Raw genomic sequence first — 25,204 nt, 5'->3', positions numbered from 1 at the left:
CATGACAGAGCACGTCATCGTCGAGCAGGATGCAGCCCATGCCGGCATCCAGATCATCCGTTTCAACAGGCCGGAAAAGAAGAATGCGATCACCCGTGCGATGTATCGGACGATGACGGACGCGCTGATCGCCGCCGATGGCGACACGGCGATCCGGGCGACTGCCTTTCTCGGCACAAAAGGCTGCTTTTCCGCAGGCAACGACCTGGGTGATTTCCTGGCCGCGGCCATGGGGGGCGCCATGCCGCGGGAGATCGTCGAGTTCCTCTATGCCATGGTCCGCTCTGAAAAACCGATCGTCTCCGGCGTGGACGGGTTGGCGATCGGCATTGGAACCACCATGCATATGCATTGCGACCTGACCATCGCTTCTGCGCGCAGCCAATTTCGGACACCGTTCGTCGATCTGGCGCTCGTTCCGGAGGCGGCGTCCAGCCTGCTTGCGCCGCGCATCATGGGACAGCAGCGCGCCTTCGCGCTGCTGGCAGCCGGCGAGGGGTTCTCCGGCGAGGAAGCACGGGAAGCGGGACTTGTCTGGAAGGTCTGCGCGCCCGATGAGGTCGAATCCACGACACTCGACACCGCCGCCAAGCTCGCGGCCAAGCCGCCGGAAGCGCTGAAGATCGCGCGCAACCTGATCCGCGGCGACCGCGATGAGGTTATTGCCCGCATCGATGATGAGGCCCGCCATTTCTTCGATCGCCTGCATAGCGCCGAAGCGAGGGCCGCCTTCGAAGCCTTCATGCGCCGTTGACGTGGAAATATTTGAACTTCGTCAAATTTTAAGCCTGTTTTAAACGCCCCTCTAATATGAGGGGCATGACGGCGCGCGATGTCGCGGTCGTCCGGGCGCATGAGGCGCTTTGTCCCGCTTTGCCCTTAGCCCGCCGCATCGAGTGGCCCGTGTTCGTCAAGCACTGCGCGGACTGCTCCCGAAAGGAAATAATCCTTGAAAAACAAGACGAATCTGATGACGCGCATCCTCGTTGCCGCGTCCGCCGTTGTTCTCGGGGCTTTCGCCGCCTTTTCCTATTACATCAATTCCGTCGAGCGAAGCACCGCGACGGCCGCGATCGAAGCCAACATCAGCTCTTCCGGCGAGCAGGCCGCCAATAGCCTGGCCAACTGGATGAACGGCCGTGTGACGCTGACGGCAATGGTTGCAAACGCCATCGGCCGCACTTCTGACCAGCCGGGCGTCAAGGGAGTGCTGCAGAACGATGTCCTTAGCAGCCAGTTCGTCAGCACCTATCTCGGCGATGAGCAGGGCGTCTTCACGTCCTGGCCGGATCTTCCGCTGCCAGCCGACTACGATCCGCGCAAGCGTCCATGGTATCAGGATGCCGTCAAGGCCGATGCTCCTGTCTTGACCGAACCCTACAACGACGCGTCGAGCGGTGACCTCATCATCAGCGCAGCCATTCCGGTCAAACGCGACGGCAAGTTGGCCGGCGTCGTCGGCAGCGACTTCTCGCTGAAGACCATGGTGGACATGATCAAGGAGATCGACCTAGGCGGCAAAGGCACAGCCTTCCTCGTCAACAAGAGCGGGCAGATCCTGATCCATCCGGACGCGAAGCTGGTGACAAAGACGATCGCCGACGCTTTCCCGTCTCAGACGCCGGCGATCAAGGCAGGGCTGGCTTCGACGCAGTTTGCCGGCAAGGACGTCCTCGTCAGCTTCATGCCCGTCGCCGGTCTGCCGTCGGTCGAATGGTATCTCGGTTTCGTCGTCGACAGCGGTGCGGCCTTCGCGTCGCTGAACGAGTTCCGCATTGCCGCAACCGTTGCCACGATCCTTGCCGTCGGTCTGATGATTGCCGCCATGGCCTGGCTGCTGCATGGCCTCGTGATCCGTCCGGTGACCGACATGACTGCTGCGATGCAAAAGCTCGCTGCCGGCGATCTATCGGTCGTCGTTCCCGGCGAGCAGCGCCGCGACCAGATAGGTTCGATGGCCGAGGCCGTTGGCGTCTTCAAGAAGAACGCGATTGACCGCGAGCGCCTGGAGGGCGAGGCAGAGAGCGGCCGCGCACTCACCGAGCGCGAGCGCCAGGAACGTGAGCAGCAGAAGAGCCGCGAAGCAACAGAGATCCGCCACGCCGTCGACGCGCTTGCAAGCGCCCTAGGTGCGCTGTCGGACGGCAACCTTGCTCACCGCATCGAGACGCCGTTTGCGTCGCATCTCGACCGCCTTCGCGATGACTTCAATAGCGCAGTCAGCAAGCTCCACGGCGCCCTGCATGCCGTGGGCAACAACGCCCATGCCATCGATGCAGGCGCAAGCGAAATCCGCACGGCTGCGGACGGCCTTGCCCGACGCACCGAGCAGCAGGCAGCCTCGGTCGAGGAAACGGCAGCGGCACTGGAGGAGATCACGACGACGGTCAAGGACACGGCTCGTCGTGCAGAGGAGGCCGGGACACTCGACTCCCGCACGCGCTTCGGCGCCGAAGGGTCCGGCAACATCGTTCGCAAGGCCGTTTCGGCAATGACCGAGATCGAGCAGTCGTCGCAGAAGATCGCCAACATCATCGGCGTCATCGATGATATTGCCTTCCAGACCAACCTGTTGGCGCTGAACGCCGGCGTCGAAGCAGCCCGTGCAGGTGAAGCCGGCAAGGGCTTTGCTGTCGTGGCTCAGGAAGTGCGCGAATTGGCACAGCGCTCGGCTCAGGCTGCGAAAGAGATTGAAGGCCTCATCACAGCGTCGAATGCACAGGTTCGCTCGGGCGTCACCTTGGTCGGGGATACGGGTAAGGCGCTGGAAGAAATCGTCGGCCAGGTTCAGGAAATCAGCCGCCACGTCGACGCGATCGTCACGGCAACCCGCGAGCAATCGACCGGGCTTGCCGAGATCAATACGGCGGTCAACACGATGGATCAGGGCACGCAGCAGAATGCCGCCATGGTCGAGGAACAGACGGCAGCAAGCCACGGGCTGGCGCAGGAGGCGGTCAAGCTGATGCAGTTGCTTGGCCAGTTCAACCTGCAGGCCGCGTCGCAGGCCGGGGCCTTCAGCCGTCGCGCCGCTTGATGGATATCTGTCCGGTGAAATCAGAACGCCCGCGCTTGTCGCGGGCGTTTTTGGAGACCGCGAGCAACCACCCCTTCGCAAGCCACGCTGACCGCTGCCGACGATGATTAAAAGTACTACTTTTAATCAAATCTTACGGATCGTCGTCTCTAGTGAGATCCAATGCATGACGCAGGACGGATATCGTCCGTACCGTTCTCCCCGACACCATCAAGGCGAGTGACTGGGCGGGCGATCGATCCTGATCGGTTGCGCCTTGTCACTTTAGCCGTATGAGACCGCCCATATGTCCAAACTGAAGATAAAAACGCTCCTTCCACTACTCTTTCTGTCTCTTGTTTTCATTGCCTTGGTACAGGGTGCGATCGCGGCCTTCTCCTTGACCAATCTGGAGGCGAACACCCAGCAGATCGGCGCGCAGAACATCCCCAACACGGAGCGGCTCTACGCGATCGTCACGATGCTGAACGACGTTCGCCGTAGCTACGCCGACTATCTCCTTGCAACGGGCAAGACGGACTTCCGTAACGCCGAGACGACGCTGAAGACCCGCCGTCAGCGCCTCGCCACAGCCATCGACGCCTTCGAAAAGCAGCCGAAGAGCGACTACATGAGCCAGAACTTCTCCCGGCTGCAGAAGGCGCTCGCCAACGATGCTGCGCTCGCCGACAAGATCATCGCGCTGGCGCTCGACAGCAAGCGCAGCCAGGCAAACAGCCTCTATCGCGGGGAGCTTTCGATGTCGGCGAACAACATTCAGACCCTCGTCGACGGAATGCTCGCAAAGGACCGGCAGTCGACCGATGCGGCGCTCGCTGCCGCAGCTGGCAATTATAACGCAGGCGTCCTGTCGATCGTCGGTGGTCTCGTCGTCGCGCTCGCCGTCGCCGTCGCTGCTGCCTTCCTCGCGTGGAAGCGCATTTCGCGGCCGATCTCGACGATCGCAGCCCGCATGGCGCGTCTGGCAGACGGCGATCTCGACACCGCCGTCCCTTATGCTGGGCGCAAGGATGAGATTGGCGACATGGCGGCTGCCGTTGCAGTCTTCCGCGACAACTCCTTCGCACGCCTCGACCTCGAACGCAGCGCAGACCATACCCGAGAGCAAGCTCAGCAGGAGCGTTCTCGCAACGAAGCCTCGAAGGCCCGCGAAGCGTCGGAAATCCAGCATGCCGTGGGTGCGCTTGCCGAAGCGCTGGGGGCGCTCTCGGAAGGCGATCTCACTCGGACGATCGAGACACCATTTGCCGATCACCTTGATCGGCTGCGCAGCGATTTCAATGCCTCCGTCGCCAAGTTGCGGGCCGTCCTTCAGGAGGTCGGCGACAATGCTCATGCGATTGATGCGGGCGCCGGAGAAATCCGCACGGCCGCGGACGGTCTTGCCCGGCGCACAGAGCAGCAGGCTGCCTCCATCGAGGAAACGGCAGCCGCACTCGAGGAGATTACGACGACGGTCAAGGACACGGCGCGGCGCGCTGAGGAGGCCGGCACGCTTGTCACTCGTGCGCGCTCGGGCGCCGAAGAGTCGGGCAACATCGTCCGCAAGGCGGTTTCGGCGATGACCGAGATCGAACAGTCTTCCGAAAAAATCTCCAATATCATCAGTGTCATCGACGACATCGCCTTCCAGACGAACCTTCTGGCACTGAACGCCGGCGTAGAGGCTGCGCGTGCCGGTGAAGCTGGCAAGGGCTTCGCCGTCGTGGCACAGGAAGTGCGCGAACTGGCGCAGCGTTCGGCTCAGGCCGCGAAGGAAATCGAAAGCCTGATCACCGCATCGAACGCACAGGTTCGTTCCGGCGTGACGCTGGTCGGCAATACCGGCAAGGCGCTCGAGGCGATCGTCGGCCAGGTTCAGGAAATCAGCCGTCACGTCGACGCGATCGTCACGGCAACTCGAGAGCAATCGATCGGCCTTGCCGAGATCAACACAGCGGTTAACACGATGGACCAGGGGACGCAGCAGAATGCCGCCATGGTCGAGGAGCAGACGGCAGCGAGCCATGGGCTGGCGCAAGAAGCTGCCAAGCTGATGCAGTTGCTTAGCCAGTTCAACCTGCAGACCGCATCGCAGACTGCAGCATCATACGGCCGTCGCGCCGCCTGATTTGTGACCGATGCATCAAGTCGGAACGAACGCCCGCGCTTGTCGCGGGCGTTTTTGGTTTGGAAGACCGCTTCTACTTTTCCAGCGTCGCCACGACTTCGACGTGCGGCGTCCACAGGAACTGATCGATCGGCGTCACACCGGTAATGCGATAGCCTCCCTCCACGAGCAGAGCGAGATCGCGGGCGAGCGTCAGCGGATTGCAGCTGACGGCCACGACTTTCTTAACGTTCGACCGCGCCAATTCCTTGCATTGAAACTCTGCCCCGGCACGCGGCGGATCGAAGACCACGGCATCGTAGACCTTCAGCTCGGATGTCATCAACGGCCGGCGGAAAAGGTCCCGTTTTTCGACGCTAACCGGTTTCAGGCCCTGCGCGTTGCGGGCGGCATGATCAAGCGCTGCGAGAGGTTTATCCTCGCTCTCGACCGCGTGCACGCGACCGACCCGGGCAAGGCGGAGCGAAAATGTGCCTGCACCGGCAAAGAGATCAGCGATGCGCTTCGCCTTGCCGACATGTGCCAGAACGACTTGCGCCATTGCGTCTTCCGCCGGCTTGGTCGCCTGCGTGAAACTGCCGGGCGGAGGAACGACATTGACGCCGCCGAAATCGACGAGCGGCTTGGATGGTTCGACGAGAATCTCGCCATTGAGCGAGACGCGGGCGATGCCACGCAAGGAAAGCACCGTCTCGATTGCCTTGCGACGCTGCTGGTCTGAGAGCTTCTTGATGCCGTCGACCGCAAGATCGAGGCCCGACAAGGTCTCCAATACGGCAATGCGGAACGCTTCCGCGCTATTGGCCAGCGCCGCACCAATCGCCGTGATCGCCGGCAGCCTGGCAATGATGCCCGCCGACGAGATGGGACATTCCTCGATGGCGACGATGTGGTGGCTTTCGGCCTGATTGAAGCCGATCAGCATGTCCTTCTCGGTCCGCCGCGCGGCGAAGACCACGCGCCGGCGCTCGCCGGGATGAGCGGCGACGAGGTCGGCGACGTCGGGCGTCAGTCCCTTCGATTTCAGCGCATCGACAACCAGCTGACGCTTGAAGCTGCGGTAGGCCGCATCATTCATGTGCTGCAGGCTGCAGCCGCCGCAGGTGCCGTTCACGCCGTCGGGTCCGAAATGCCGGCAAGGTGGGTCTTGGCGATCAGCTGATGGGTCCGAGATGGACATCAGCGTGCCATGGGTCTTGATCCGCGCAATGGCGACGGTTTCACCCGGCAGGGTGAAGGGCACGTAGATCGGCCCACCGTCTGCATGCACGATCCCGTCGCCTTGGGCGCCGAGCTTTTCGATCGTAACTGTTTGCGTGCTCACGGTTTTGTTCCTGCGAGTAGAAATTCCTGGTTGCCGTCGCCGCCGGCAATGGGGGAGGGGATCAGTCCGAGGCTGTCCCAGCCCATGTCCTCGACGAACCAATGCTCGAGTTCGGCTGCGACATCAGGCGCAGACGACGGATCCTTGAGAAGCCCGCCCTTGCCGATCGCATCGCGCCCGGCCTCGAACTGCGGCTTGACGAGGAGAGCGGCGACAGCTCCCGCTTCCGCAAGATCAAGGGCAGGGGCCAGCGCCAGTTTCAGAGAGATAAAGGAGACGTCCGACACAATGAAGGTGATCGGGTGCCCGATGTCCTCGGCCGTCAGGTTGCGCGCGTTCAGACCCTCGATGTTGGTCACACGGGGATCGTTCGATATGCGCGGATGCATCTGGCCATGCCCGACGTCGATCGCGGTGACCTGCGCCGCACCGCGCGCCAGCAGGACTTCCGTGAAGCCGCCGGTCGAAGCGCCGACATCGAGACAGCGATGCCCCGACGGATCGAGCTTGAAATGATCCAGCGCGGCGGCGAGCTTCAACGCTGCGCGCGAGACATATTCCTGCGCCGGATCATCGATCTGGATTGCGGCATCTTCGCCAAACAGCGCGCCGGCCTTGGTCACAACCTTGCCACCGACTTTGACGGTGCCGCGCTGCACGGCATCGCGCGCGCGGGAACGGCTGGCGAAGAGACCAAGGCTGACGAGAAGCTGGTCAAGGCGTTGCGTGTTCTGATCTGACATGCGCTGTCCATGACGGGCAACGCCATCGGTTGCAAGCCTTTTGTTGCAAGTGGGCGCGAGGCCTAGTTCCAAGAATTCGTCCCGAGATCTCTCTTGCCGACTATTACTTCGACTGACTTCGGTCCAGTTTTGACCCACGTCTCGCAGATTTCCTTGCCGGCGTCGCGGCCACCCTTCCAGGTTCGACAGAATTTGTCCTTCTTGACTGCCCAGACGCCTTCGATCGGAATCACTTGGCCGCTGTCGAGCTTTACTTGTCCCATTGCTGTCCCGTTGGCGTCGAGCGTAAGGCTGCCCTGGTATCCTTTGCCGGGACCGCCCAACATCAGCTCCTTGCCTTGACCAAGAAGCGCAGTCAGTTCCTTGCCGGTCATCTTTTCGGCGGCTGCCGCGGGACTGCAAATCGCGAGCGTCGTTGCGAGTGCGCTAATAACAACACGCATGGGCATCCCTCCCTTTCTGAGGATGTGTCATCCTACACCTCAGGCAAGAAAAGTGAAGGCCAGAAATGCACATTTAAAGTTGAGAATGGGTTCGGGTCATTGCGACGATACTGCGTCGCACGAACTTAAACAAATTTAAAGTCTGCCGACATAGGGTCAGGCAGATTGCAGCGGCTCGCCGAAGCTGCTTCCCGCCATGATGGCTTCCTCCCATTTGCTGATCATGTTCGCTATCCGAATTTTTTGAGCATGCATTGGCATGCCCGACGTCGCCATGGCCGCAGGCCGCCAGGAGAGATTGACTGATGTTTGCTAGAAGCATGTCCTTGAACGGTAAGCTCGCTGCGACATTCGCAGTGCTGATCCTTATCTTTCTGTCCGTTTCCGCCTTTGTCTACTCGAAAGCAGGCGCCGTTGCGGCCGCCTCCGAGCAGCAGAAGAAGTCCGAGCGTCTCGTCAACCAGATCGACGACGCGCTGCAGGCCATGCTCGAACAGGCGGTCAACCTGCGCGGCTTCCTGCTGTTCCGTAGCGACAGCACCTATGGTGACATCTTTGCCAACCGCGAGCGCATGCTGAAGGCGATCGCCGCTGCACGCGAAACCGCAGCCGGCAATGGTGATTTCGTCCAGCAGATCGACGGTATGCAGAAGGCCGCCGATCTCTATTTCCACGAACTTGCCGAACCGCAGTCCAAGGCTCGCAAGGAGACCGACATGCCGATCGACCAGATCGTCAAGATCGGCGTCAACGAAACAAAGGGCCAACTCGACGGGTTCCGTCAGGCGTCCGCCAAGATCAAGGCTGCTGCGCGCGACGAGTCGAACGCGCTTGCGGCTCTGCAGGCAGATGCCAGCAGCGATCTCCGTGCCACGCTGCTGACCGGCGGCATTGCTGCCGCTTTTGCCGCCGTCCTTCTTGCCTGGATGCTGTCGCGCAGCATCGTCCGCCCGATCGTCGGCATGACCTCGGCGATGGGACGCCTTGCCGGCGGAGAGAACAACATCGACGTTCCGGCCTTGGACCGGCAGGACGAAGTCGGCCGCATGGCCAAGTCGGTTCTCGTTTTCAAGGATGCGGCAATCGAGAAGCTTCGCCTCTCCGGCGAAACAGACCGCATGCGTAGCGACGCCGAGCGTCAGCGTCAGACGGGCGACGAACAGAAGGCCCGCGAGGAAACAGAACTTCGCTTTGCCATCGAAGGCCTCGCAGGAGGTCTGTCGGATCTCGCCAACGGCAACGTCGCCGTTCGCATCACGACGCCCTTCGCATCGCAATTCGATCGCCTGCGCAGCGACTTCAACAACGCCGTCGAGAAGCTGCAGGCTGCTCTTCAATCCGTCGGCCGCAATGCTTCCGCAATCAATGCCGGCGCTGGCGAAATCCGCTCGGCTGCCGACGATCTCGCACGTCGGACCGAGCAGCAGGCGGCTGCCGTCGAGGAAACTGCAGCAGCCCTCGAAGAGGTCACAACCACCGTTCGCGACTCCGCCAAGCGCGCCGAGGATGTCGGCCAGCTGGTCGAGCGCACGCGTCTCGGCGCCGAGAAGTCCGGTGATGTCGTCCGCAAGGCCGTCTCTGCGATGCAGGAGATCGAAAAGTCCTCCGGTGAGATCAGCAATATCATCGGTGTGATCGACGACATCGCCTTCCAGACTAACCTCTTGGCGCTGAATGCAGGCGTCGAAGCGGCACGTGCGGGTGAGGCGGGCAAGGGATTTGCCGTCGTCGCGCAGGAAGTGCGCGAACTGGCGCAGCGCTCGGCAAATGCGGCCAAGGAAATCAAGGTGCTGATCAACACGTCGGGCACACAGGTCAATGCCGGCGTCTCGCTGGTCGATGAAACCGGCAAGGCGCTGGCCGAGATCGTCGGCGCCGTCCAGGAAATCAACAAGCACGTCGGCGCCATCGTCACCGCGACCCGCGAACAGTCGATCGGTCTGCAGGAGATCAACACTGCGGTCAATAACATGGATCAGGGCACGCAGCAGAATGCTGCGATGGTCGAGGAGCAGACGGCGGCCAGCCATTCGCTCGCTCAGGAGGCCGGCGCGCTCGATGATCTGTTGCGGCAGTTCAATCTCGGCAACAATGTCGTCGCCGCAACCCCCCGCGCAGCTTCGGCCCGCCCGGCATCGCGTCCGGTTGCCTCTCCGGCCCGCGCCTTGAACAATCGTGTCGCCAGCGCCTTCGGGGGCCAGGCCGCTACCGCCGCAGCCGTCAAGGAAGACTGGACCGAGTTCTGAGACACGGGCTCATCATTGAACGAATAAGAAAGGGCGCTCCAATCGGGTCGCCCTTTCCAATTGGGTGGAATATACACCCCGCGACACGCTCACCGTCTAGCCGACCGGCCGTGTCTGCTAGGCTATTGGCTGAGCAATACGCCGATCCAGAAGAGATGCGCAGAGTGCCGCCAACAATGCGAGCGACGCCGATATCAGCATCGTTGCGAACAGCGCCTGGATTGTCGCTGACTGCGCGACAAACACGCCGGCAACCGAGACGACAAGCGCTCCACCGGCGATCGACATTGCGGCAGCCAGCCCCGCGGCAGTTCCAGCAAGTTCGGCATTCGCCGAAAGAACGCCGGTGTTGGCGGCAGGCATGGTCAACCCGTTGCTGATGCCGATGAACACGCAAGGTCCAAAGAACGCCAGGACGTGGGTATTTCCCGACATTGACAGGATCAGGCCGGCCAACAGCCCCACGCATGCCAACAGACGCGCGAGAACAAGCATAGTGCCGAGGGAAAGTCTCGAGGCATAGCGGCCAGCCAGATAGCTGCCCAGGATGAAGCCTGCTGGGATCATTCCCATGTAGAAGCCCAGTGTCGCAGTTGAGCCATCGAGCGATCTGCCGATCGCCAACGGGGCTCCTCCGAGGAAGATATAAAGTGTGCCCATGGAGAAGGTCATGCACAGCGTGTAAGTCCAGAACCGTGCCGAACGCAGTAGCTGGCCATATGAGGCAAGGTAGTTCGCCGTTGCTCGGGACGAGAGCACGGCAGTCTCTTTCAGCTCGCGTATGGACAAAGCGAGGGCAGCCGTACCAAGGATCGCAAAGACGAGGAAGATTGCCCGCCATCCGAACAACTCGTCCAGAAGCCCGCCGAACAGAGGACCGAGCATCGGTGCGATCGCCCATCCCATGGCGAGATAGCCAAATTTGCTCGCCGCTTTGCGTTCGGCTGACGTTTCCTTGATGACGATGAGAGCGATGGAGAAGCAGGCCGCTATGGACGCTTGCATCGCCCGAAATAGAAGGAAGACGCCAATATCGGTCGCGAGCGCGCAGCCAACAGAAGCGACAATGAATATGGAAATCGCAATCAATGCGACGGGCCTGCGCCCGTATCGATCCGAGATTGCGCCTGCGAGGAGGTTCGTCAGGGCGGTGGCGATAGCGTAGCCGGCAACCGCGAGGTTGACGAGTGCGAAGTCGGCTCGGAACGCAGCGGCAATATGCGGCAGCGACGGCAAGATCGTATTTACCGGCAGCACCGCGAGCGCCGAGAGAAGGATGAGGGTCGCTAGCCGCGGCGGGCCAGCAGTGGAAGGGACAACCGTTGTGCCGGTCGTTTGTGTGCTCGAAGTGTCAATGAGAGTGTCGCCCGTCATGGCTTTGGTCCGTCTTTTCGGTGGGAGATCGCGAAAGTCTGACGAGGCGCGCTGAACTTCAGGCATAAAAAAAGGCCCCGCCAGGAGCCTGCTTACCGCGCATGGGTGCTTTCGCCGGACGGCTAAACCATCCCGCCCATGCGCTCTGTCACCACGATGAGAACCATTGCGATTTTCATGGTCGTTACAGCTAAAGAGAAATTTGCATGTCGTCAATGCGGTGCAAAGCACAGACGGCCTGCGCTTCAGGCCGCCATTTCACGCCAACAAAGATGCAGGAATTTAGCCTGCGACGCCGACAGCCAGGCCGCGGCCAAGCGCCTTGAAGACCGTCGAAACGATCCCCGCACGATCCAGCCCGGCGTGGGCGTTCATCACTTCCGGCTTTGCCTGTTCCATCCATACGTCGGGCATGACAAGCGATCGGATCTTCAGGCCGTTGTCGAGGAGACCGTCCATCGCCAGGAACTGCATGACCTGGCTGCCGAAGCCGCCGACTGCACCTTCCTCGACTGTGATCAGGATTTCGTGGTGGCGGGCAAGCTGGCGGATCAGTTCGTGATCCAGCGGTTTGGCAAAGCGCGCGTCGGCAACCGTCGTCGAAAGGCCGGCGGCATCCAGATCCTCTGCTGCAAACAGGCAGTCGGCAAGGCGGGTGCCGAAGGAAAGCAGCGCCACCTTCGAGCCTTCCTTGACGACGCGGCCCTTGCCGATCTGCAGGATCTCGCCACGTACCGGCATCTCGACGCCGACGCCTTCGCCGCGTGGGTAGCGGAACGAGATCGGACCTGCATCATAGGCGGCTGCGGTTCGCACCATATGTTTCAGTTCGGCTTCGTCCGCCGCCGCCATGACCACGAAGCCGGGCAGGGTGGCAAGGAAGGTCGTGTCAAAGGATCCGGCATGGGTCGGCCCATCGGCGCCGACGAAGCCGGCGCGATCGATTGGGAAACGAACCGGCAGACCCTGGATCGCGACGTCGTGCACGACCTGGTCGTATGCGCGCTGCAGGAAGGTGGAATAGAGAGCGGCAAACGGCTTGAAGCCTTCAGCGGCGAGGCCGGCCGCAAAGGTCACCGCATGTTGCTCGGCAATCCCGACATCGAAGCAACGGGACGGGAAGACGCTTGCGAGCTTGTCGAGCCCGGTGCCGTTCGGCATGGCGGCGGTGATGCCGACGATCTTGTCGTCGAGCTCTGCTTCCTGCACCAGGGTCTCGGCGAAAACGCTCGTGTAGCTCGGTGCGTTCGGCTTCACCTTCGCCTGCGTACCGGTGATGACGTCGAACTTGTTGACGCCGTGATATTTGTCGGCAGCGGCTTCCGCCGGCGCATAGCCCTTGCCCTTCTGCGTCACGACATGGATCAGAACCGGGCCTTCCGCATGGTCGCGCACATTGCGCAGCACAGGCAGCAGGTGTTCGAAGGAGTGACCGTCGATCGGGCCGATATGATAGAAGCCCATCTCCTCGAACATGGTGCCACCGGTTACGTAGCCGCGGGCATGCTCGACGGCGCGGGTGATGGCGCGATCGACATTCTTGCCGAGGTAAGCCGTCAGTTTCTTGCCGAAATCGCGGAAGCCCATATAGGTGCGGCCGGAGGCAAGGCGTGCAAGATAGGCGCTCATCGCGCCGGTCGGCGGCGCAATCGACATGTCGTTGTCGTTGAGGATGACGATCAGCCGGGCGTCGAGCGCGCCGGCATTGTTCAACGCCTCGTAGGCCATGCCGGCCGACATCGCGCCGTCGCCGATCACGGCGATCACCCGGCGGTCCGTCTTGTCGAGCTCGGAGGCAACCGCCATGCCGAGGCCGGCGGAAATCGACGTGGAAGAATGAGCGGCCCCAAACGGATCATATTCGCTTTCCGCCCGGCGCGTGAAACCGGAAAGGCCGCCCTCCTGACGCAACGTGCGAATGCGATCGCGGCGGCCGGTAAGGATCTTGTGCGGATAGCACTGGTGCCCGACATCGAAGATCAGCCGATCTTCCGGTGTATTGAAGACGCTGTGGATCGCGATCGTGAGTTCAACCACCCCAAGGCCGGCGCCAAGATGACCGCCGGTGCGCGACACCGCATCGATCATTTCGTCCCGGACCTCGCGCGCAAGCTGCGGCAGGTCGCGATCCTCCAGCTTTCGGAGGTCGGCTGGATAGGCAACCTTGTCCAGCAGCGGCGTCTTCGGCGGTTGTGTCACGGGTGGGCGCTCTTTCTTGTCATTCTTGGGCAGGATGCCTTTAAGCCATAAATTGCGGTGAAAAAAGTCGATTTCAAGAACGGCGGAAACTCCTTTCTAAAGGAGATCAGCCTTCCGGCAAAGGTATGAATTCTTCTTCGTCCCCCGGAACGATGTCGAACTTGCCGGTCCGCCATTCCTCTTTTGCCTTTTCAATGCGCTCTTTCGAGGACGAAACGAAGTTCCACCAGATGTAGCGCTTCGAGTTCAGCGCTGCTCCGCCAAACAGCATGAGATGACAGCCCTGGCTGCCGGCTTCGAGCGTGATCACATCGCCGGGCCGAAAGACGAGCAACTGATCGGCGGCAAATGTGTCGCCTGATATCACGACTTCGCCGGACAGCACGTAGGCCGCCCGCTCCTCGTGTCCCGCAGCGAAGGGAAACTTCACCCCTGCCTCGAGACTGATATCGGCATAGAGCGTGTCCGACAACACCTTCACTGGGGAGGACATTCCCTCGAACGATCCGATGACGACACGCCCGCGCACGCCGCGTTCGTCGATCACGGGCATGTCGCTCTTTTCAGTGTGCGCAAAGGAGGGATCGATCTCCTCCTTATCGTCGGGCAGCGCGAGCCAGGTCTGCAGGCCGGACATCAAAAGCGGATGGCCCCGCAGGTTGTCGGGCGTGCGCTCAGAATGCACGATGCCGCGTCCTGCCGTCATCAGGTTGATGTCGCCGGGACGAATGACCTTCTCGGTGCCGAGGCTGTCCAGGTGCCGGATCTCGCCGTCGAAGAGGTAGGTGACAGTCGAAAGCCCGATATGCGGATGCGGCCGTACATCCAGTGCCTCGTTCGGCTTGAGGATCGCCGGCCCCATGCGGTCGAAGAAAATGAACGGCCCGACGAGCCGCCGCTGTCGTGTCGGCAGCGCGCGCCGCACCTCGAAACCGCCGATATCGCTGGTGCGCGGGATGATGAGGTTCTCGATCGCGTCGCAGGCGAAGGCGTCGCCGGGCAGGGGGTCTTTACCGGGGAAGAAAGACATCGCAGATCTCCGATGAGCGTTGTATCTACGCTAGACCCATTGCGGATGGCGGACTAGGAAAACTTGTCGCGCGAAGGGCGACGCTCTGTTCTTCAGGATGATGGTCGTGCTGACGATGGCTTACGCCCCGTCCAGCGGCTCGACGCCTTGTGGCTTGCCGGCGCGGTCGAGGCGGATCTTTTCGATGCGGTTTTCGGCGGCCGAAAGCAGCGTTTCGCAATGCTTCTTCAGCGCTTCGCCGCGCTCGTAGATCTCGATGGATTCGTCCAGCGCCACATCGCCGCGTTCCAGCCGGGCCACGATGCTTTCGAGCTCGGCAACCGCCTTCTCGAAGGAAAGACCGGAAACATCCGGCTTGGCGCTGTCAGTCATACTCAACCCTTCATCATTCTAAGAATATGCAAGCCGGCCGATTCGGCGAGGCCTTCGAGATCATATCCGCCTTCCAGCAGGCTGACGACCCGGTTTGCGGCACTTTTGTCAGCCACCTCGAGCAAGCGCCCGGTCGCCCAGTCGAAATCCTCGCCGACCAGATTGATCTGCGCCAGCGGATCGCGGTGATGGGCGTCGAAGCCGGCGGAGATGATGATCAAGTCCGGCCGGAAATCGAACAGCGCCGGCAGCACGCGCGATTTGAATGCTTCGCGGAAATGATCACTGCCGACATTCGGAGACAATGGAGCGTTGACAATCGTGCCGTGCTTGCCGCTTTCATCCTTCGCCCCGCTGCCGGGATAAAGCGGCATCTGGTGCGTCGAGCAGAACAGCACCGAGGGATCGTCCCAGAAGATGTCCTGGGTGCCGTTGCCGTGATGCACGTCCCAGTCGACGATCGCCACGCGTTCGGCGCCGTGCACCTTCTGCGCATGACGGGCCGCAATGGCGGCATTGTTGAAGAAGCAGAACCCCATCGCCGTCGATTTTTCGGCATGGTGGCCGGGCGGACGCGAGGCGACGAAGACGTTGTCCGCCTTGCCGGTGAAGACGTCGTCGACAGCTGCCATGGCGCCGCCGATTGCCGTCAGCGCCGCTTCCAGACTCTTCTGGCTCGCATAGGTGTCGGCTTCGAGCTGATTGATCTCGCCATCCTCTTGCGGCACCTGGCGCATGACCGAAAGCAGGTGCTCTTCCGGATGGGCGAGCAGAACGGCCTCCTCTGCGGCCTGCGGCGCACGCTTGCGGTCGAGCGATGCGAAATTCGGATGCTCCAGAGCCACGTTGATTGCCCGCAGGCGGTCGGACCGTTCGGGATGGCCGGCGGGCGTTACGTGTTCCAGGAAGATCGGGTGCTCGTAAAGGCGGGTGCTCATGGGATCACTCTATCGTTCCGTCCCGTCATGATCCACAGCAGATGGGGCTCGACACTGCGATTTCAACAAGCGGGCGCCGCTACCACCGCGTCAGTCCGCCGTTTACTTCGGCCGACCTCGCGGCTAGTGTCTGGAGAGGGGAAAATTGGCAGAAAGATCAATGAACGAGGTCACGCGCACCGTTGAAATGAATGTGCCGTTCCGCGACGTCGACATGAACGGCCAGGTATTTTTGGGTTCCTATATTTCCTATGCCGAGTCGGTGCTGGCAACCTTCTGGTCGTCGAGGCCGCAGCTCGAGGATGAGCCGCTTTATATCGCCAGCAAGCTGACCTGCATCCTGCATCGGCCGCTGCATTACGATGAGAGAGTGGTGTTCACTGCGTCGGTCGACAAGATCGGCGTGCGTTCGGTTGGCTTCATGATTGCGGCCGACATTGGCGATGAGCGCTCTGCCGAGGTCGAGATCATCTGGCAGGCGCGCTCGCGCGACGATCGTTCGCCAGTCCCGCTTCCCGAAGACACGCGCGACTGGCTTTATGGCTTTGTCGACTAGCTGCGCACCGGCAGCAGCGGATAGCCGACCATCACCGCGCGGCCGACGAGTGCTGCGACAAACGCCTTGATGACATCGCCCGGGATAAACGCCATCGAGCCAAGGAAGGCCTTGGAGAGGCCAAGCTGGGCGGCGACCGCCAAATAGACGATGCCGAAGGCGTAGAGAACCACGATTCCGCCGATCATCGCCGCAAAGAAAAAGCCGACTGTTTGCACCAGCGCTGACTGTTCGGACTTGACCAGCCGCTCGCTGAGATAGCCGGTGACGAAAGCGGCAAACACCCAGCCGATGAGGAAGCCGGTCGTCGGTGCGGCGAAGGCGGCAAGCCCGCCGCGGCCGCCGGACAGGACCGGAAGGCCGATCGCGACAAGCACCAGCACGATCAGGACAGCGATCGTGCCGCGGCGTGCGCCGAGCACGACGCCTGCCATCATCACGCCAAGCGATTGCGCCGTGATCGGCACCGGAATGAAGCCGAGTGTGATCGGCGGAAGAATACCGAGCGCGACGATGATTGCCGCAAAGAGGGCGGAGAGAACGAGGTCGCGGGTGTTCATGCAGGGCTCCTGTTAGCGAGTTCTCAAATTGACATGCCGCCGAACGCCGCGCGCGTCAATCGCCGCTGCAATGTTATCCGCATCCCTCAGCGTCAGGATGATCAGCGGCACGAGCACTGTTGTCGGCCGCGCCTTGAGGCCGCGCGCTTCGTGCGCTTCGCGGATAGCCTGGTAACGGCCGAGAATCTCTGGAACAAAGCGGACGACGAGCCCGACAGCGAGCCCGACGTCATCGGCCTGCACCAAGCCGATGCTCTGTAATGGTCGAGCGAGCTGCGTAATCTCGTCGATGAATTGCGCGATCGTCGTCGTCGCCGTGACCGTGGCGGCAAACAGCATCAATGCGGTCAGCCGCAGCAACGCGACGACGGCAACAGGCCAGGGATTGAAGGCAAGACTGAACAGCGCAACGACGAGGATGGTCAGGAATATCGGCTTTAGCCGCGCAAGCGCTGACCGCGCCGGGAGGCCGATGCAGAAGTAGATCGTGGCCGCTACGACGACGGCCATAGCAAGCAGCAGAAGGTTCGCCGAAACGAACAGCATGACGCCGAGAGTGGCGAGCGCAAGCAGCTTGGCGCGAGCCGACAGGCGGTGCATGGCGCTATTGCCTTCGACGAAAAGCGACTTCATCAGCTGGCGATCTCCTTGTAGCGGCGGATCGCTTCTGCGGCAGCTGCGTCGGCAACAAGGCTGCCCTCATGGAAAACCAGCACGCGTTCGTAATCCGCAACCAATTCCAGATCGTGACTGATGACGATTGCGCTTTCAGGAAGGCTTTCAACCAGTTTTTGCACGAGGCCGCGGTTCTTGAGGTCCAGCTGGTTGGTCGGCTCATCCAGGATAAGAATGTCGGGTCCGGTGGCCAGCACCGAGCACAGTGCCGCAAGTTGAAGCTCCCCGCCGGAAAGCTCGTGGGCCCGGCGGTCGGCGAGATGGGCGGCGCCAAAGCGCTCTAGGACTGCCTCCACCTTCGCGGTGATTTCTGCCGGCTTGTAGCCGCGGCTCTTCAGTCCGAAGGCAATGTCGTCACGCACGATAGGCAGGATGATCTGGTTTTGCGGCGACTGGAAGATGAAGCCGACATCGGTAAGGACCGCCATCGCGTTGGCTGTGTCACGGCCGTTGACGACGACGCGTCCGACACTCGGCTTGGTCAGGCCGTTGATCAGACGCGCAAAGGTCGTCTTGCCCGAGCCGTTCAGGCCGATGATGCCGACGCGCTTTTCTGTGAGCTGGAGCGTCACCGGCGCCAGGGCGACGCGCGCACCATAGTTAACCCCTGCGCCTTCGAAACGGATATCCACTTGGTCCCTCGTGAATTAAGAGGCCGTTCTATAATGAATTTCGCGCTTTGAAAGCTCAAAATCTCGCAATGAATGCCGCTTGCTCTTCCCGACTGCTCGCGCAAACTTACCGGGTGGCTAGGAACATTTTCCGTCCTATGATGCGCACATGACGAATCTCATTTCGAATTCCGATGCCCGCCGCATATTTCTCGCCAAGCAGGGTCTAAGCGCGCCGCCGAACAAGGCGCTGACGAAGGCCGGACTGCTGCAGCTCATCCACGATCTCGGCTTTGTCCAGGTCGACAGCATCCAGACGGTGGAGCGGGCGCACCACCAGATCCTGTTTTCCCGCAACCAGACCTATAAGCGCGAGCACCTGACGGCACTGCTGGAGAAGGAGGGCTCGCTCTTCGAACACTGGACGCATGATGCCTCGATCCTGCCGAGCGCCTTCTTCCGCTATTGGAAGCACAAGTTCCGCCACGAGGAAGAGGTGATTATCGAGCGTTGGCGCAAATGGCGAGGTGAGGGCTTCGAGCACGCCTTCGATGAGACGTATGAGCGGGTCGTTCGTGACGGCGCGATCATGGCCCGCGAGATCAAGGCCGATGGGCACGCCTCCGGCGGCTGGTGGAACTGGCATCCGAACAAGACGGCGCTGGAATATTTCTGGCGAACCGGCAAGTTCGCCATCGCCGGACGCTCCAATTTCCAGAAGATCTACGATCTCGTCGAACGCGTCATTCCTGTCGAATTTCACGAACCCGAGGTCAGCCACGAAGAATTTGTCGACTGGGCGTGCCGCAGCGCGCTGACGCGACTGGGCTTTGCCACGCACGGCGAGATTGCTGCCTTCTGGGATCTGCTATCGCCCGACGAAGCGAAAGCCTGGGTGAACGCGCATCGCGGCGACCTCACCGAGGTACTGATCGAACCGGCGCTCGGCGGCAAGCCGCGGGCGTCCTGGGCGTTCCCCGATTTGCTCGCGAGCCTTTCGGACTTTCCGGAGGCCCCGCCGCGGGTTCGCGTGCTCAGCCCCTTCGATCCGATGATCCGCGACCGCAATCGCACCGAACGCCTCTTCGGCTTCTTCTATCGCATCGAGGTTTTCGTGCCTGAGCCGAAGCGTGAATACGGCTATTACGTCTTTCCGCTCCTTGAAGGCGACAAGCTGATCGGGCGCATCGACATGAAAGCCGACCGCAAAAACGGAAACCTTGACGTCAAGCGTTTATGGCTGGAGCCTGGAGTGCGCGCATCGACCGGGCGGCAGGACCGGCTCGACGCAGAGCTGCAGCGCCTCGCGCGCTTCTCCGGCCTCGAGAAGATCAATTATCTCGACGGTTGGCGGGCTTAATAGATCTCGGTCTTGGTGATCTTGATGCCGAAGCCTTCGAGGCCGACATAGTGGCGCTCGCGGCTGGTCAGCAGCCGGATCGAGGAGACGCCGAGGTCCTTGAGGATCTGGGCGCCGAGACCGATTTCCAGCCATTCGCTGTCACGGATCTTTGCCTCGACATGTGCTTCCCGGCCCTGGCTGCGCGACTTGCGGCCGCTATCGGAATGACCGACGCCGACAGATCCTTCGCGCAGGTAGACGATGATCCCACGGCCTTCGTCGGCGATCTTCTTCATGTAGTTGTCGACTGGACGGCGCTTGCCGAAAAGGTCCTCGGCGACGTTCTCCGGATGCAGGCGAACCGGAATGTCGATGCCGTCGCGAATGTCGCCGAAAACGACGGCGAGATGCTGCATCGTATCCCAGGGAAGCGAATAGGTACGTGCCTTGGCCTTGCCGAAGGGCGTTTCGATATCGAAGCTCTGACCAAGTTCGATCAGTGTTTCCTTGCGCTGGCGATAGGCAATTAGATCGGCCACCGACACGAGCTTCAAGCCGTTCGTCTCCGCGAATTCGACCACCTGCGGTCCGCGCGTGACCGTGCCGTCATCATTGACGAGCTCGCAGATCACGCCGATCGGCGGAAGCCCGGCAAGCTTGCAGAGATCGACGGCGGCTTCGGTGTGGCCCGAGCGCATGAGCACGCCGCCTTCGCGTGCGACAAGCGGAAAGATGTGGCCCGGACGCACGAAGTCGTGGGCGCCGACATTAGGGTTGGCCAGGTTGCGAACGGTCAGCGTCCGGTCATCGGCGGAAATGCCCGTCGTCGTGCCGTGCTTGAAATCGACCGAAACGGTGAAGGCCGTCGTGTGAGCCGAGTCGTTTTCAGCAACCATCGCATTAAGGTTGAGCCGGCGGGCTTCTTCCTTCGGCATCGGCGTGCAGACGATGCCGGAGGTGTGGCGAACGATGAAGGCCATCTTCTCCGCGGTGCAGTGGACAGCCGCAACGATCAGGTCGCCTTCGTTCTCGCGGTCGTTGTCATCCATCACCACGACGATTTCGCCGGCCTCGAAGGCTCGGATCGCATCGACGACGCGCTTCTGATCGTAAGGCATGTCAGTGTTCCTATTTCAGCCGGCCGGTCTGGCCACGGTCACGCAGATAGTGGTCGGCAAGGGCGCAGGCGACCATCGCCTCGCCGATCGGCACGGCGCGGATGCCGACGCATGGATCGTGCCGCCCCTTGGTGCGAATGTCGACATTTTTGCCGTCGGCATCGATCGATTGGCGTTCGGTCAGGATCGATGAGGTGGGCTTGATGGCGAAACGCGCGATGACCGGCTGTCCTGTGGAGATGCCGCCGAGGATGCCGCCGGCCTTGTTCGACAGAAACAACGGCTTGCCGTCATTGCCCATCCGCATCTCATCGGCGTTTTCCTCGCCGGTGATCTCGGCGGCTTCGAAACCGTTGCCGATTTCGACGCCCTTGACGGCGTTGACCGACATCAGCAGCGAGGCAATATCCTGGTCGAGCTTGCCATAGATCGGCGCACCCAGACCTGCCGGTACGCCTTCGGCCACGACCTCGACAACGGCGCCGATCGAGGAGCCGTTCTTGCGAATGCCGTCGAGATAGTCTTCCCAGACCGGAACGATCTCCGCATCGGGTGCAAAGAACGGATTCTGGTCGACCTGATCCCAATCCCAGTTGTGGCGATTGATCTTGTGCTTGCCGATCTGTACCAGCGCGCCACGTACCTTGACGCCGGGCGCGACAAGACGGGCAATGCCGCCAGCTGCCACACGCGCAGCGGTTTCGCGGGCTGATGAACGGCCGCCGCCGCGGTAGTCGCGGATGCCGTACTTTACATCATAGGTGTAGTCGGCATGGCCCGGCCGGTACTGCCGCGCGATTTCGCCGTAATCCTTGGAGCGCTGGTCGGTATTCTCTATCATCATCGAGATCGGCGTGCCGGTCGTAATCATCGTCTCGCCGTCGGCATCCAGCATCACGCCCGACAGCACCTTGACCAGATCGGCCTCGCGTCGCTGCGTCACAAAGCGCGACTGGCCGGGTTTTCGCTTGTCGAGCCAGGCCTGAATGTCCTCGAGCTTGAAGCGCAGGCCGGGAGGGCAGCCGTCAACGACGCAGCCGAGCGCCGGCCCGTGGCTCTCGCCCCAGGTGGTTACGCGGAAAAGATGACCGAATGTGTTATGCGACATGTGTTCCGACCGGATCGCGCCAACCGGTCGTCACCGGCAGCGTCGTTCATCTGAAAAATGCGCGACACTCATAGGCCAAAAAGCTGCGGCGACAAAAGCCTTTTCTTTGCTCGAAACCGTCAACGAAAGGAAATGGTGTTTCCGCAGATTGTAAACGATGGTTTTCAGGACGCGATGCGCCAGGAACTTTCGGTCGCCATCAGCGTGAAGTCCTCGAAGGACAGCGGGCGGGAGAATGCGTAGCCCTGCAGGAGGTCGCAGCCGAGTTCGTTTAGGAGGGTGGCGTGAGCGGTCGTTTCGACGCCTTCTGCTACCGTCTCGACACCGAGCGAGCGGGCGATCTCGATGATCGAGCTGACAAGGGCGCGCTCCTGCGGCGAATTCATGATCGGCTGGACCAACTGCCGGTCGATCTTGAGCCGCTTCGGCTTCAGCTTGAGGAGGCTGACAATCGATGTGTGTCCAGTTCCAAAATCGTCGATCTCGATGTCGATCCCAAGTGCCTTGATCCGCTCGAGGTTATGGGCAGCCACATCCTCGCTTTCGTCGAGAAAGATCGACTCGACCAGCTCGAAGGACAGTTCGCCGGGCCGAATCTGCAGGCCGCTCAGTGACTCTGCCAGTGTCTCGTCATGCAGCCGTCGCGCCGAAACGTTGACCGAGATCTTCGGAACGTCGATGCCCTTTGCTGTCCAGCGCATCTTATCCTTCAGCGCGGTGTCGAGAACGATACGGTCAAGGGTTTGGACCACATTGATCTCGTCGGCGATCTTCAGGAATTTGTCCGGGGTCAAAAGTCCCCGGGACGGATGATGCCAGCGAACCAGGGCTTCGATGCCGGTCAGTTTCATCGTGCGCGCTGAGAACTGCGGCTGATACCAGGCGGTAAATTCGTCGTTCTCGATACCCGTGAGGATCTCGTCGGCTAGGCGCTTGTTGTTGATGATGTCAGCCTGGAGGTTGTGATTGAAGAATTCGTAGCGATTCCGCCCCTGGCTCTTGGCGCGATAAAGGGCGATGTCGGCGTTGATCAGCACCTTGCGCGCATCGACGCGCACGCCATTGGCGAGTGCGATGCCGATGGAGACACCGCAACGGCAGGCGAACCCTTCGAAGCCGATCGGCTGGCGCATCTGTTCGATGATCCGGCCGGCAAGGGCGGACATATCGGCATCACTGGCATTGAGTGCCAGGATCACGAACTCGTCGCCGCCGATGCGCGCGACGAGGTCATCGCCGCGCAGATTTTGCGACAACACCTGCGACGCATGGATCAGCATCGCATCGCCGGCGGCGTGGCCGAGCGTGTCGTTGATCTCCTTGAACCTGTCCAGGTCGATGTGGAGGATGGCGAACTTCTGCCGTTCGCTGCAGCCGTCGAGTGTGAGCCTTTCAAGCGCGATATCAAGTTGGCGGCGGTTGGCGAGAGCCGTTAGCGGGTCGTGCAGCGAGTTGTGTTCGATGCGGTTCTTGGCAATCTCGAGCTCGATGTTCTTGGCGATCGCCTCGTCCTTGGCCGCCTTGAGTTGGGCCGTCATCAGCGCATCTTCGGTGATATCGAAAGCAACGCCGATGATCTTCATGTGACCGCTCGGGGTCTGGTGAACCTTGCCGGTCGAGCGTACGTAACGCATCGAACCGTCCTCGGTCGGAACGCGACAGATCAGCGTATGAGTGTCACCAAGTTGCTTGAAATGACGGGCACTCTGGAGCGCAAGGTCCCGGTCTTCGGGCAAAATGCAGGAAAGCCAGACCGGTTCGGTCATAAAGCCGGCCCTTGGCTTCAGCCCGTAAAGCTCGTGCATCCGATCGTCCCAAATGGAACCCTCATCGCCGAGCGTCGCTTCCCAGATGCCGCATTGATAAGAGTCGAGTGCCAGGTCGAGTTTGCCGGAGAGCTCGGAAAGTTCGGCCTCGCGCCGTGACAGTTCGTCCAGCGCCATCTCCAGTTCGGCATTCTTGATGTCGCTGACATCCTTTGCCTTGCGCAGGGTCTCGGCCGCTTCCGCGTCGGCGGTGACGTCCCAGACGATGCCGATGGTTTTGTCGTCGCCGGCCGCATCCGTATAGAAGGAGCCGATGGAGCGCAGGTGTCGGACAGTGCCGTCCTCGGCCACGACGCGGTATTGTGTTTCATAGGCGGAACCGGCGACGTTATAATTGAAGAAGTGGACTTCCGCGATGGGCCGGTCTTCGGGAACGATCGCAGCAAGCCAGTCTTCCAGCGAATGACTGCCGTCTTCTGCGGGTTTACCGTGGAGCGCTGCGGCGCGGGCATCCCAGAACAGCGTATGCCCGTGATCATGCAACTCCCATATGCCGATGTTCGACGATTCCAATGCCAGATCGAGGCGTTGCGACAGCTTCAGCAGCGTCGCCTCGCGCACCTTGAGCTGCTCGATGTTGCGGTTGCGCTCGCCAAGTAGCAGGGTCGCAAAGAAGACCGGAATGATCATGATGCAGGCGGCGGCCGCGATGATCAGGCGAAGCGTTGACTGGTTCTCGGGAACCGCATTCCAGCCGGTCTTCGGGACCGCAGCAATCTGCCAGCGCCCACCGGCAAAGGCGATCTTTCGCGTTATCGGTTGCTTCTCGTGCAGATCCTGCGCACCGAAGAAGGGCGTGGCCGAGTTCGCCGTAGCGAGGTCGCGTACCGCGATCGAGAGGTGATCGAGGTGCGGATACTTCTCCTGATTCTCGCTGTTGCGCGCTGGCTGCAAGCCGGTGTTCTGATAGAACATGTCTGCGTCGATCATGACCTCGACCGTACCCCAGACCCGGCGTTGCCCATTCTCCTTCACGAAGACAGGAAAGAAGATCGCGAAGGCTTCCGTGCCGTCGGCCGCCCTGATCGGGCCAGAGAAGCGCGCCTGCTGCGTACCGGTAGTGCGCATCACCGACTGACGCGCAGCAAGAACGTCGCGGACATCTTTCCCGATTCGGCCTTTGCCGGCCTGTGGCGGATAGACGGCGCTGATGATGAAATCCGGTGCGACGGCAATACTCAGGAAGTGGGGGTTCTGGATGAGCAGCCAGTTGATCTGCCGCTCCATCTCTTCGGCGTTTACGCTGGAATTGACCGCCACCATGTTGGCGAGGTCGCGAACGACCGTGATGTCCATGTTGATCTGCGCGGTCATCCGCGCGCGGATCAAACTTACTTCGTTTTCTGTCCGCATCGTCAGTTCGCGCAGATAAGCGGCAGTATTGGCGCGGTCTAGCCCGAAGCCGACGACGACGACAACAATAGCAACGAGGCTGGAAACCAGGAAGGCGATACGGGTATTCCTGAAGACGCGCCGCAACCTATTGCTGCCTTTGAGGCGGAAAAGCAAAACCCAGTCTCCCATGTTCGTGGACGACTTTAGATAGAAGCGGTTAATTTACGATTGCCCGCAGATGCTCTTTGCCGGGCGTG

The 25,204-nt window shown here is 61.3% G+C and carries 20 protein-coding genes; 6 read left to right on the top strand and 14 right to left on the bottom strand.

The genetic code is table 11. The features are described from left to right. Position 1: 1 nt before the first annotated feature. The 3 genes from BSG20_RS00445 (at position 2) to BSG20_RS00435 (ending at position 5,147) form a co-directional block, all read left to right on the top strand. A complete protein-coding gene (locus BSG20_RS00445; protein WP_072370395.1) occupies positions 2–754 on the top strand; it encodes a crotonase/enoyl-CoA hydratase family protein in 753 nt (250 codons plus the stop codon). Positions 755–970: 216 nt separating this feature from the next. Next, positions 971–3,037, top strand: a complete 2,067-nt coding sequence (gene mcpU / locus BSG20_RS00440; protein WP_072370736.1) for a methyl-accepting chemotaxis protein McpU — start codon at positions 971–973, stop codon at positions 3,035–3,037. A 286-nt stretch (positions 3,038–3,323) separates the two neighbouring features. Next, positions 3,324–5,147: a HAMP domain-containing methyl-accepting chemotaxis protein gene (locus BSG20_RS00435; RefSeq protein WP_072370392.1), complete on the top strand. Its 1,824-nt coding sequence runs from the start codon at positions 3,324–3,326 to the stop codon at positions 5,145–5,147. Between the two features lie 73 nt (positions 5,148–5,220). On the opposite strand, the gene BSG20_RS00430 is transcribed toward BSG20_RS00435, so the two are convergent. The 3 genes from BSG20_RS00430 to BSG20_RS00420 all read right to left on the bottom strand — a co-directional run bounded on the left by BSG20_RS00430 (position 5,221) and on the right by BSG20_RS00420 (position 7,657). Then, complete coding sequence (locus BSG20_RS00430; protein WP_072370388.1) at positions 5,221–6,471, bottom strand: class I SAM-dependent RNA methyltransferase; 1,251 nt, start codon at positions 6,469–6,471, stop codon at positions 5,221–5,223. Continuing rightward, the gene (locus BSG20_RS00425) at positions 6,468–7,214 is read right to left on the bottom strand and encodes a TlyA family RNA methyltransferase (RefSeq protein ID WP_072370386.1); all 747 of its coding nucleotides are present in this window, start codon (positions 7,212–7,214) and stop codon (positions 6,468–6,470) included. The genes BSG20_RS00430 and BSG20_RS00425 overlap by 4 nt, the downstream gene beginning before the upstream one ends. Positions 7,215–7,276: 62 nt before the next feature. Continuing rightward, positions 7,277–7,657, bottom strand: coding sequence for a hypothetical protein (locus BSG20_RS00420; RefSeq protein WP_072370384.1), 381 nt, complete (start codon positions 7,655–7,657; stop codon positions 7,277–7,279). Between the two features lie 305 nt (positions 7,658–7,962). Between BSG20_RS00420 and BSG20_RS00415 the strand changes: the two genes are divergently transcribed. After that, entirely contained in the window at positions 7,963–9,903 is a 1,941-nt protein-coding gene (locus BSG20_RS00415) for a methyl-accepting chemotaxis protein (protein ID WP_072370381.1), read from the top strand. A 117-nt stretch (positions 9,904–10,020) separates the two neighbouring features. Here the strand turns inward: BSG20_RS00415 and BSG20_RS00410 are convergent, their stop codons facing one another. From BSG20_RS00410 to BSG20_RS00390, 5 genes are all read right to left on the bottom strand, one after another. Next, positions 10,021–11,277, bottom strand: a complete 1,257-nt coding sequence (locus BSG20_RS00410; RefSeq protein ID WP_072370378.1) for an MFS transporter — start codon at positions 11,275–11,277, stop codon at positions 10,021–10,023. A 282-nt stretch (positions 11,278–11,559) separates the two neighbouring features. After that, a complete protein-coding gene (dxs, locus tag BSG20_RS00405) occupies positions 11,560–13,476 on the bottom strand; it encodes a 1-deoxy-D-xylulose-5-phosphate synthase (RefSeq protein WP_072370375.1) in 1,917 nt (638 codons plus the stop codon). Between the two features lie 106 nt (positions 13,477–13,582). Further along, positions 13,583–14,506: a pirin family protein gene (locus BSG20_RS00400; RefSeq protein WP_072370372.1), complete on the bottom strand. Its 924-nt coding sequence runs from the start codon at positions 14,504–14,506 to the stop codon at positions 13,583–13,585. A 120-nt stretch (positions 14,507–14,626) separates the two neighbouring features. Then, on the bottom strand, positions 14,627–14,878 hold the full coding sequence (locus tag BSG20_RS00395; protein WP_072370369.1) for an exodeoxyribonuclease VII small subunit: 252 nt from the start codon (positions 14,876–14,878) through the stop codon (positions 14,627–14,629). A gap of 2 nt (positions 14,879–14,880) precedes the next feature. After that, positions 14,881–15,816 carry a histone deacetylase family protein gene (locus BSG20_RS00390; protein ID WP_072370366.1) on the bottom strand — a complete coding sequence of 312 codons (936 nt, stop codon included), beginning with the start codon at positions 15,814–15,816 and terminating at the stop codon, positions 14,881–14,883. Between the two features lie 160 nt (positions 15,817–15,976). On the opposite strand from BSG20_RS00390, the gene BSG20_RS00385 reads away from it, so the two are divergent. Continuing rightward, the gene (locus BSG20_RS00385; protein ID WP_072370363.1) at positions 15,977–16,372 is read left to right on the top strand and encodes an acyl-CoA thioesterase; all 396 of its coding nucleotides are present in this window, start codon (positions 15,977–15,979) and stop codon (positions 16,370–16,372) included. Here the strand turns inward: BSG20_RS00385 and BSG20_RS00380 are convergent. From BSG20_RS00380 to BSG20_RS00370, 3 genes are read right to left on the bottom strand one after another with little or no spacing between them, the layout of a single operon-like run. Then, positions 16,369–16,932: a biotin transporter BioY gene (locus BSG20_RS00380; protein ID WP_072370361.1), complete on the bottom strand. Its 564-nt coding sequence runs from the start codon at positions 16,930–16,932 to the stop codon at positions 16,369–16,371. The two genes, BSG20_RS00385 and BSG20_RS00380, sit on opposite strands and share 4 nt — an antisense overlap. A gap of 12 nt (positions 16,933–16,944) precedes the next feature. Continuing rightward, complete coding sequence (locus BSG20_RS00375; protein WP_072370358.1) at positions 16,945–17,565, bottom strand: energy-coupling factor transporter transmembrane component T family protein; 621 nt, start codon at positions 17,563–17,565, stop codon at positions 16,945–16,947. After that, entirely contained in the window at positions 17,565–18,239 is a 675-nt protein-coding gene (locus BSG20_RS00370) for an energy-coupling factor ABC transporter ATP-binding protein (RefSeq protein ID WP_072370355.1), read from the bottom strand. Before BSG20_RS00370 ends, BSG20_RS00375 begins: the two co-directional genes overlap by 1 nt. A 148-nt stretch (positions 18,240–18,387) precedes the next feature. Between BSG20_RS00370 and BSG20_RS00365 the strand changes: the two genes are divergently transcribed. Beyond that, positions 18,388–19,578, top strand: coding sequence for a winged helix-turn-helix domain-containing protein (locus BSG20_RS00365; protein WP_072370352.1), 1,191 nt, complete (start codon positions 18,388–18,390; stop codon positions 19,576–19,578). Here BSG20_RS00365 and ribB read toward each other — a convergent pair. From ribB to BSG20_RS00350, 3 genes are all read right to left on the bottom strand, one after another. Continuing rightward, positions 19,575–20,678, bottom strand: coding sequence for a 3,4-dihydroxy-2-butanone-4-phosphate synthase (gene ribB / locus BSG20_RS00360; protein ID WP_072370349.1), 1,104 nt, complete (start codon positions 20,676–20,678; stop codon positions 19,575–19,577). The two genes, BSG20_RS00365 and ribB, sit on opposite strands and share 4 nt — an antisense overlap. A 10-nt stretch (positions 20,679–20,688) precedes the next feature. Next, positions 20,689–21,786, bottom strand: coding sequence for a chorismate synthase (aroC, locus tag BSG20_RS00355; protein WP_072370346.1), 1,098 nt, complete (start codon positions 21,784–21,786; stop codon positions 20,689–20,691). 164 nt (positions 21,787–21,950) lie between these two features. Next, complete coding sequence (locus BSG20_RS00350) at positions 21,951–25,121, bottom strand: bifunctional diguanylate cyclase/phosphodiesterase (protein ID WP_072370343.1); 3,171 nt, start codon at positions 25,119–25,121, stop codon at positions 21,951–21,953. Between the last annotated feature and the right edge of the window lie 83 nt (positions 25,122–25,204).

It is taken from the genome of Rhizobium tibeticum (genome assembly GCF_900110205.1).
Classification (GTDB): domain Bacteria; phylum Pseudomonadota; class Alphaproteobacteria; order Rhizobiales; family Rhizobiaceae; genus Rhizobium; species Rhizobium tibeticum.
The sequence above is the reverse complement of the archived record's forward strand: the minus strand, read 5'-3'. Positions and strand labels throughout refer to the sequence as shown.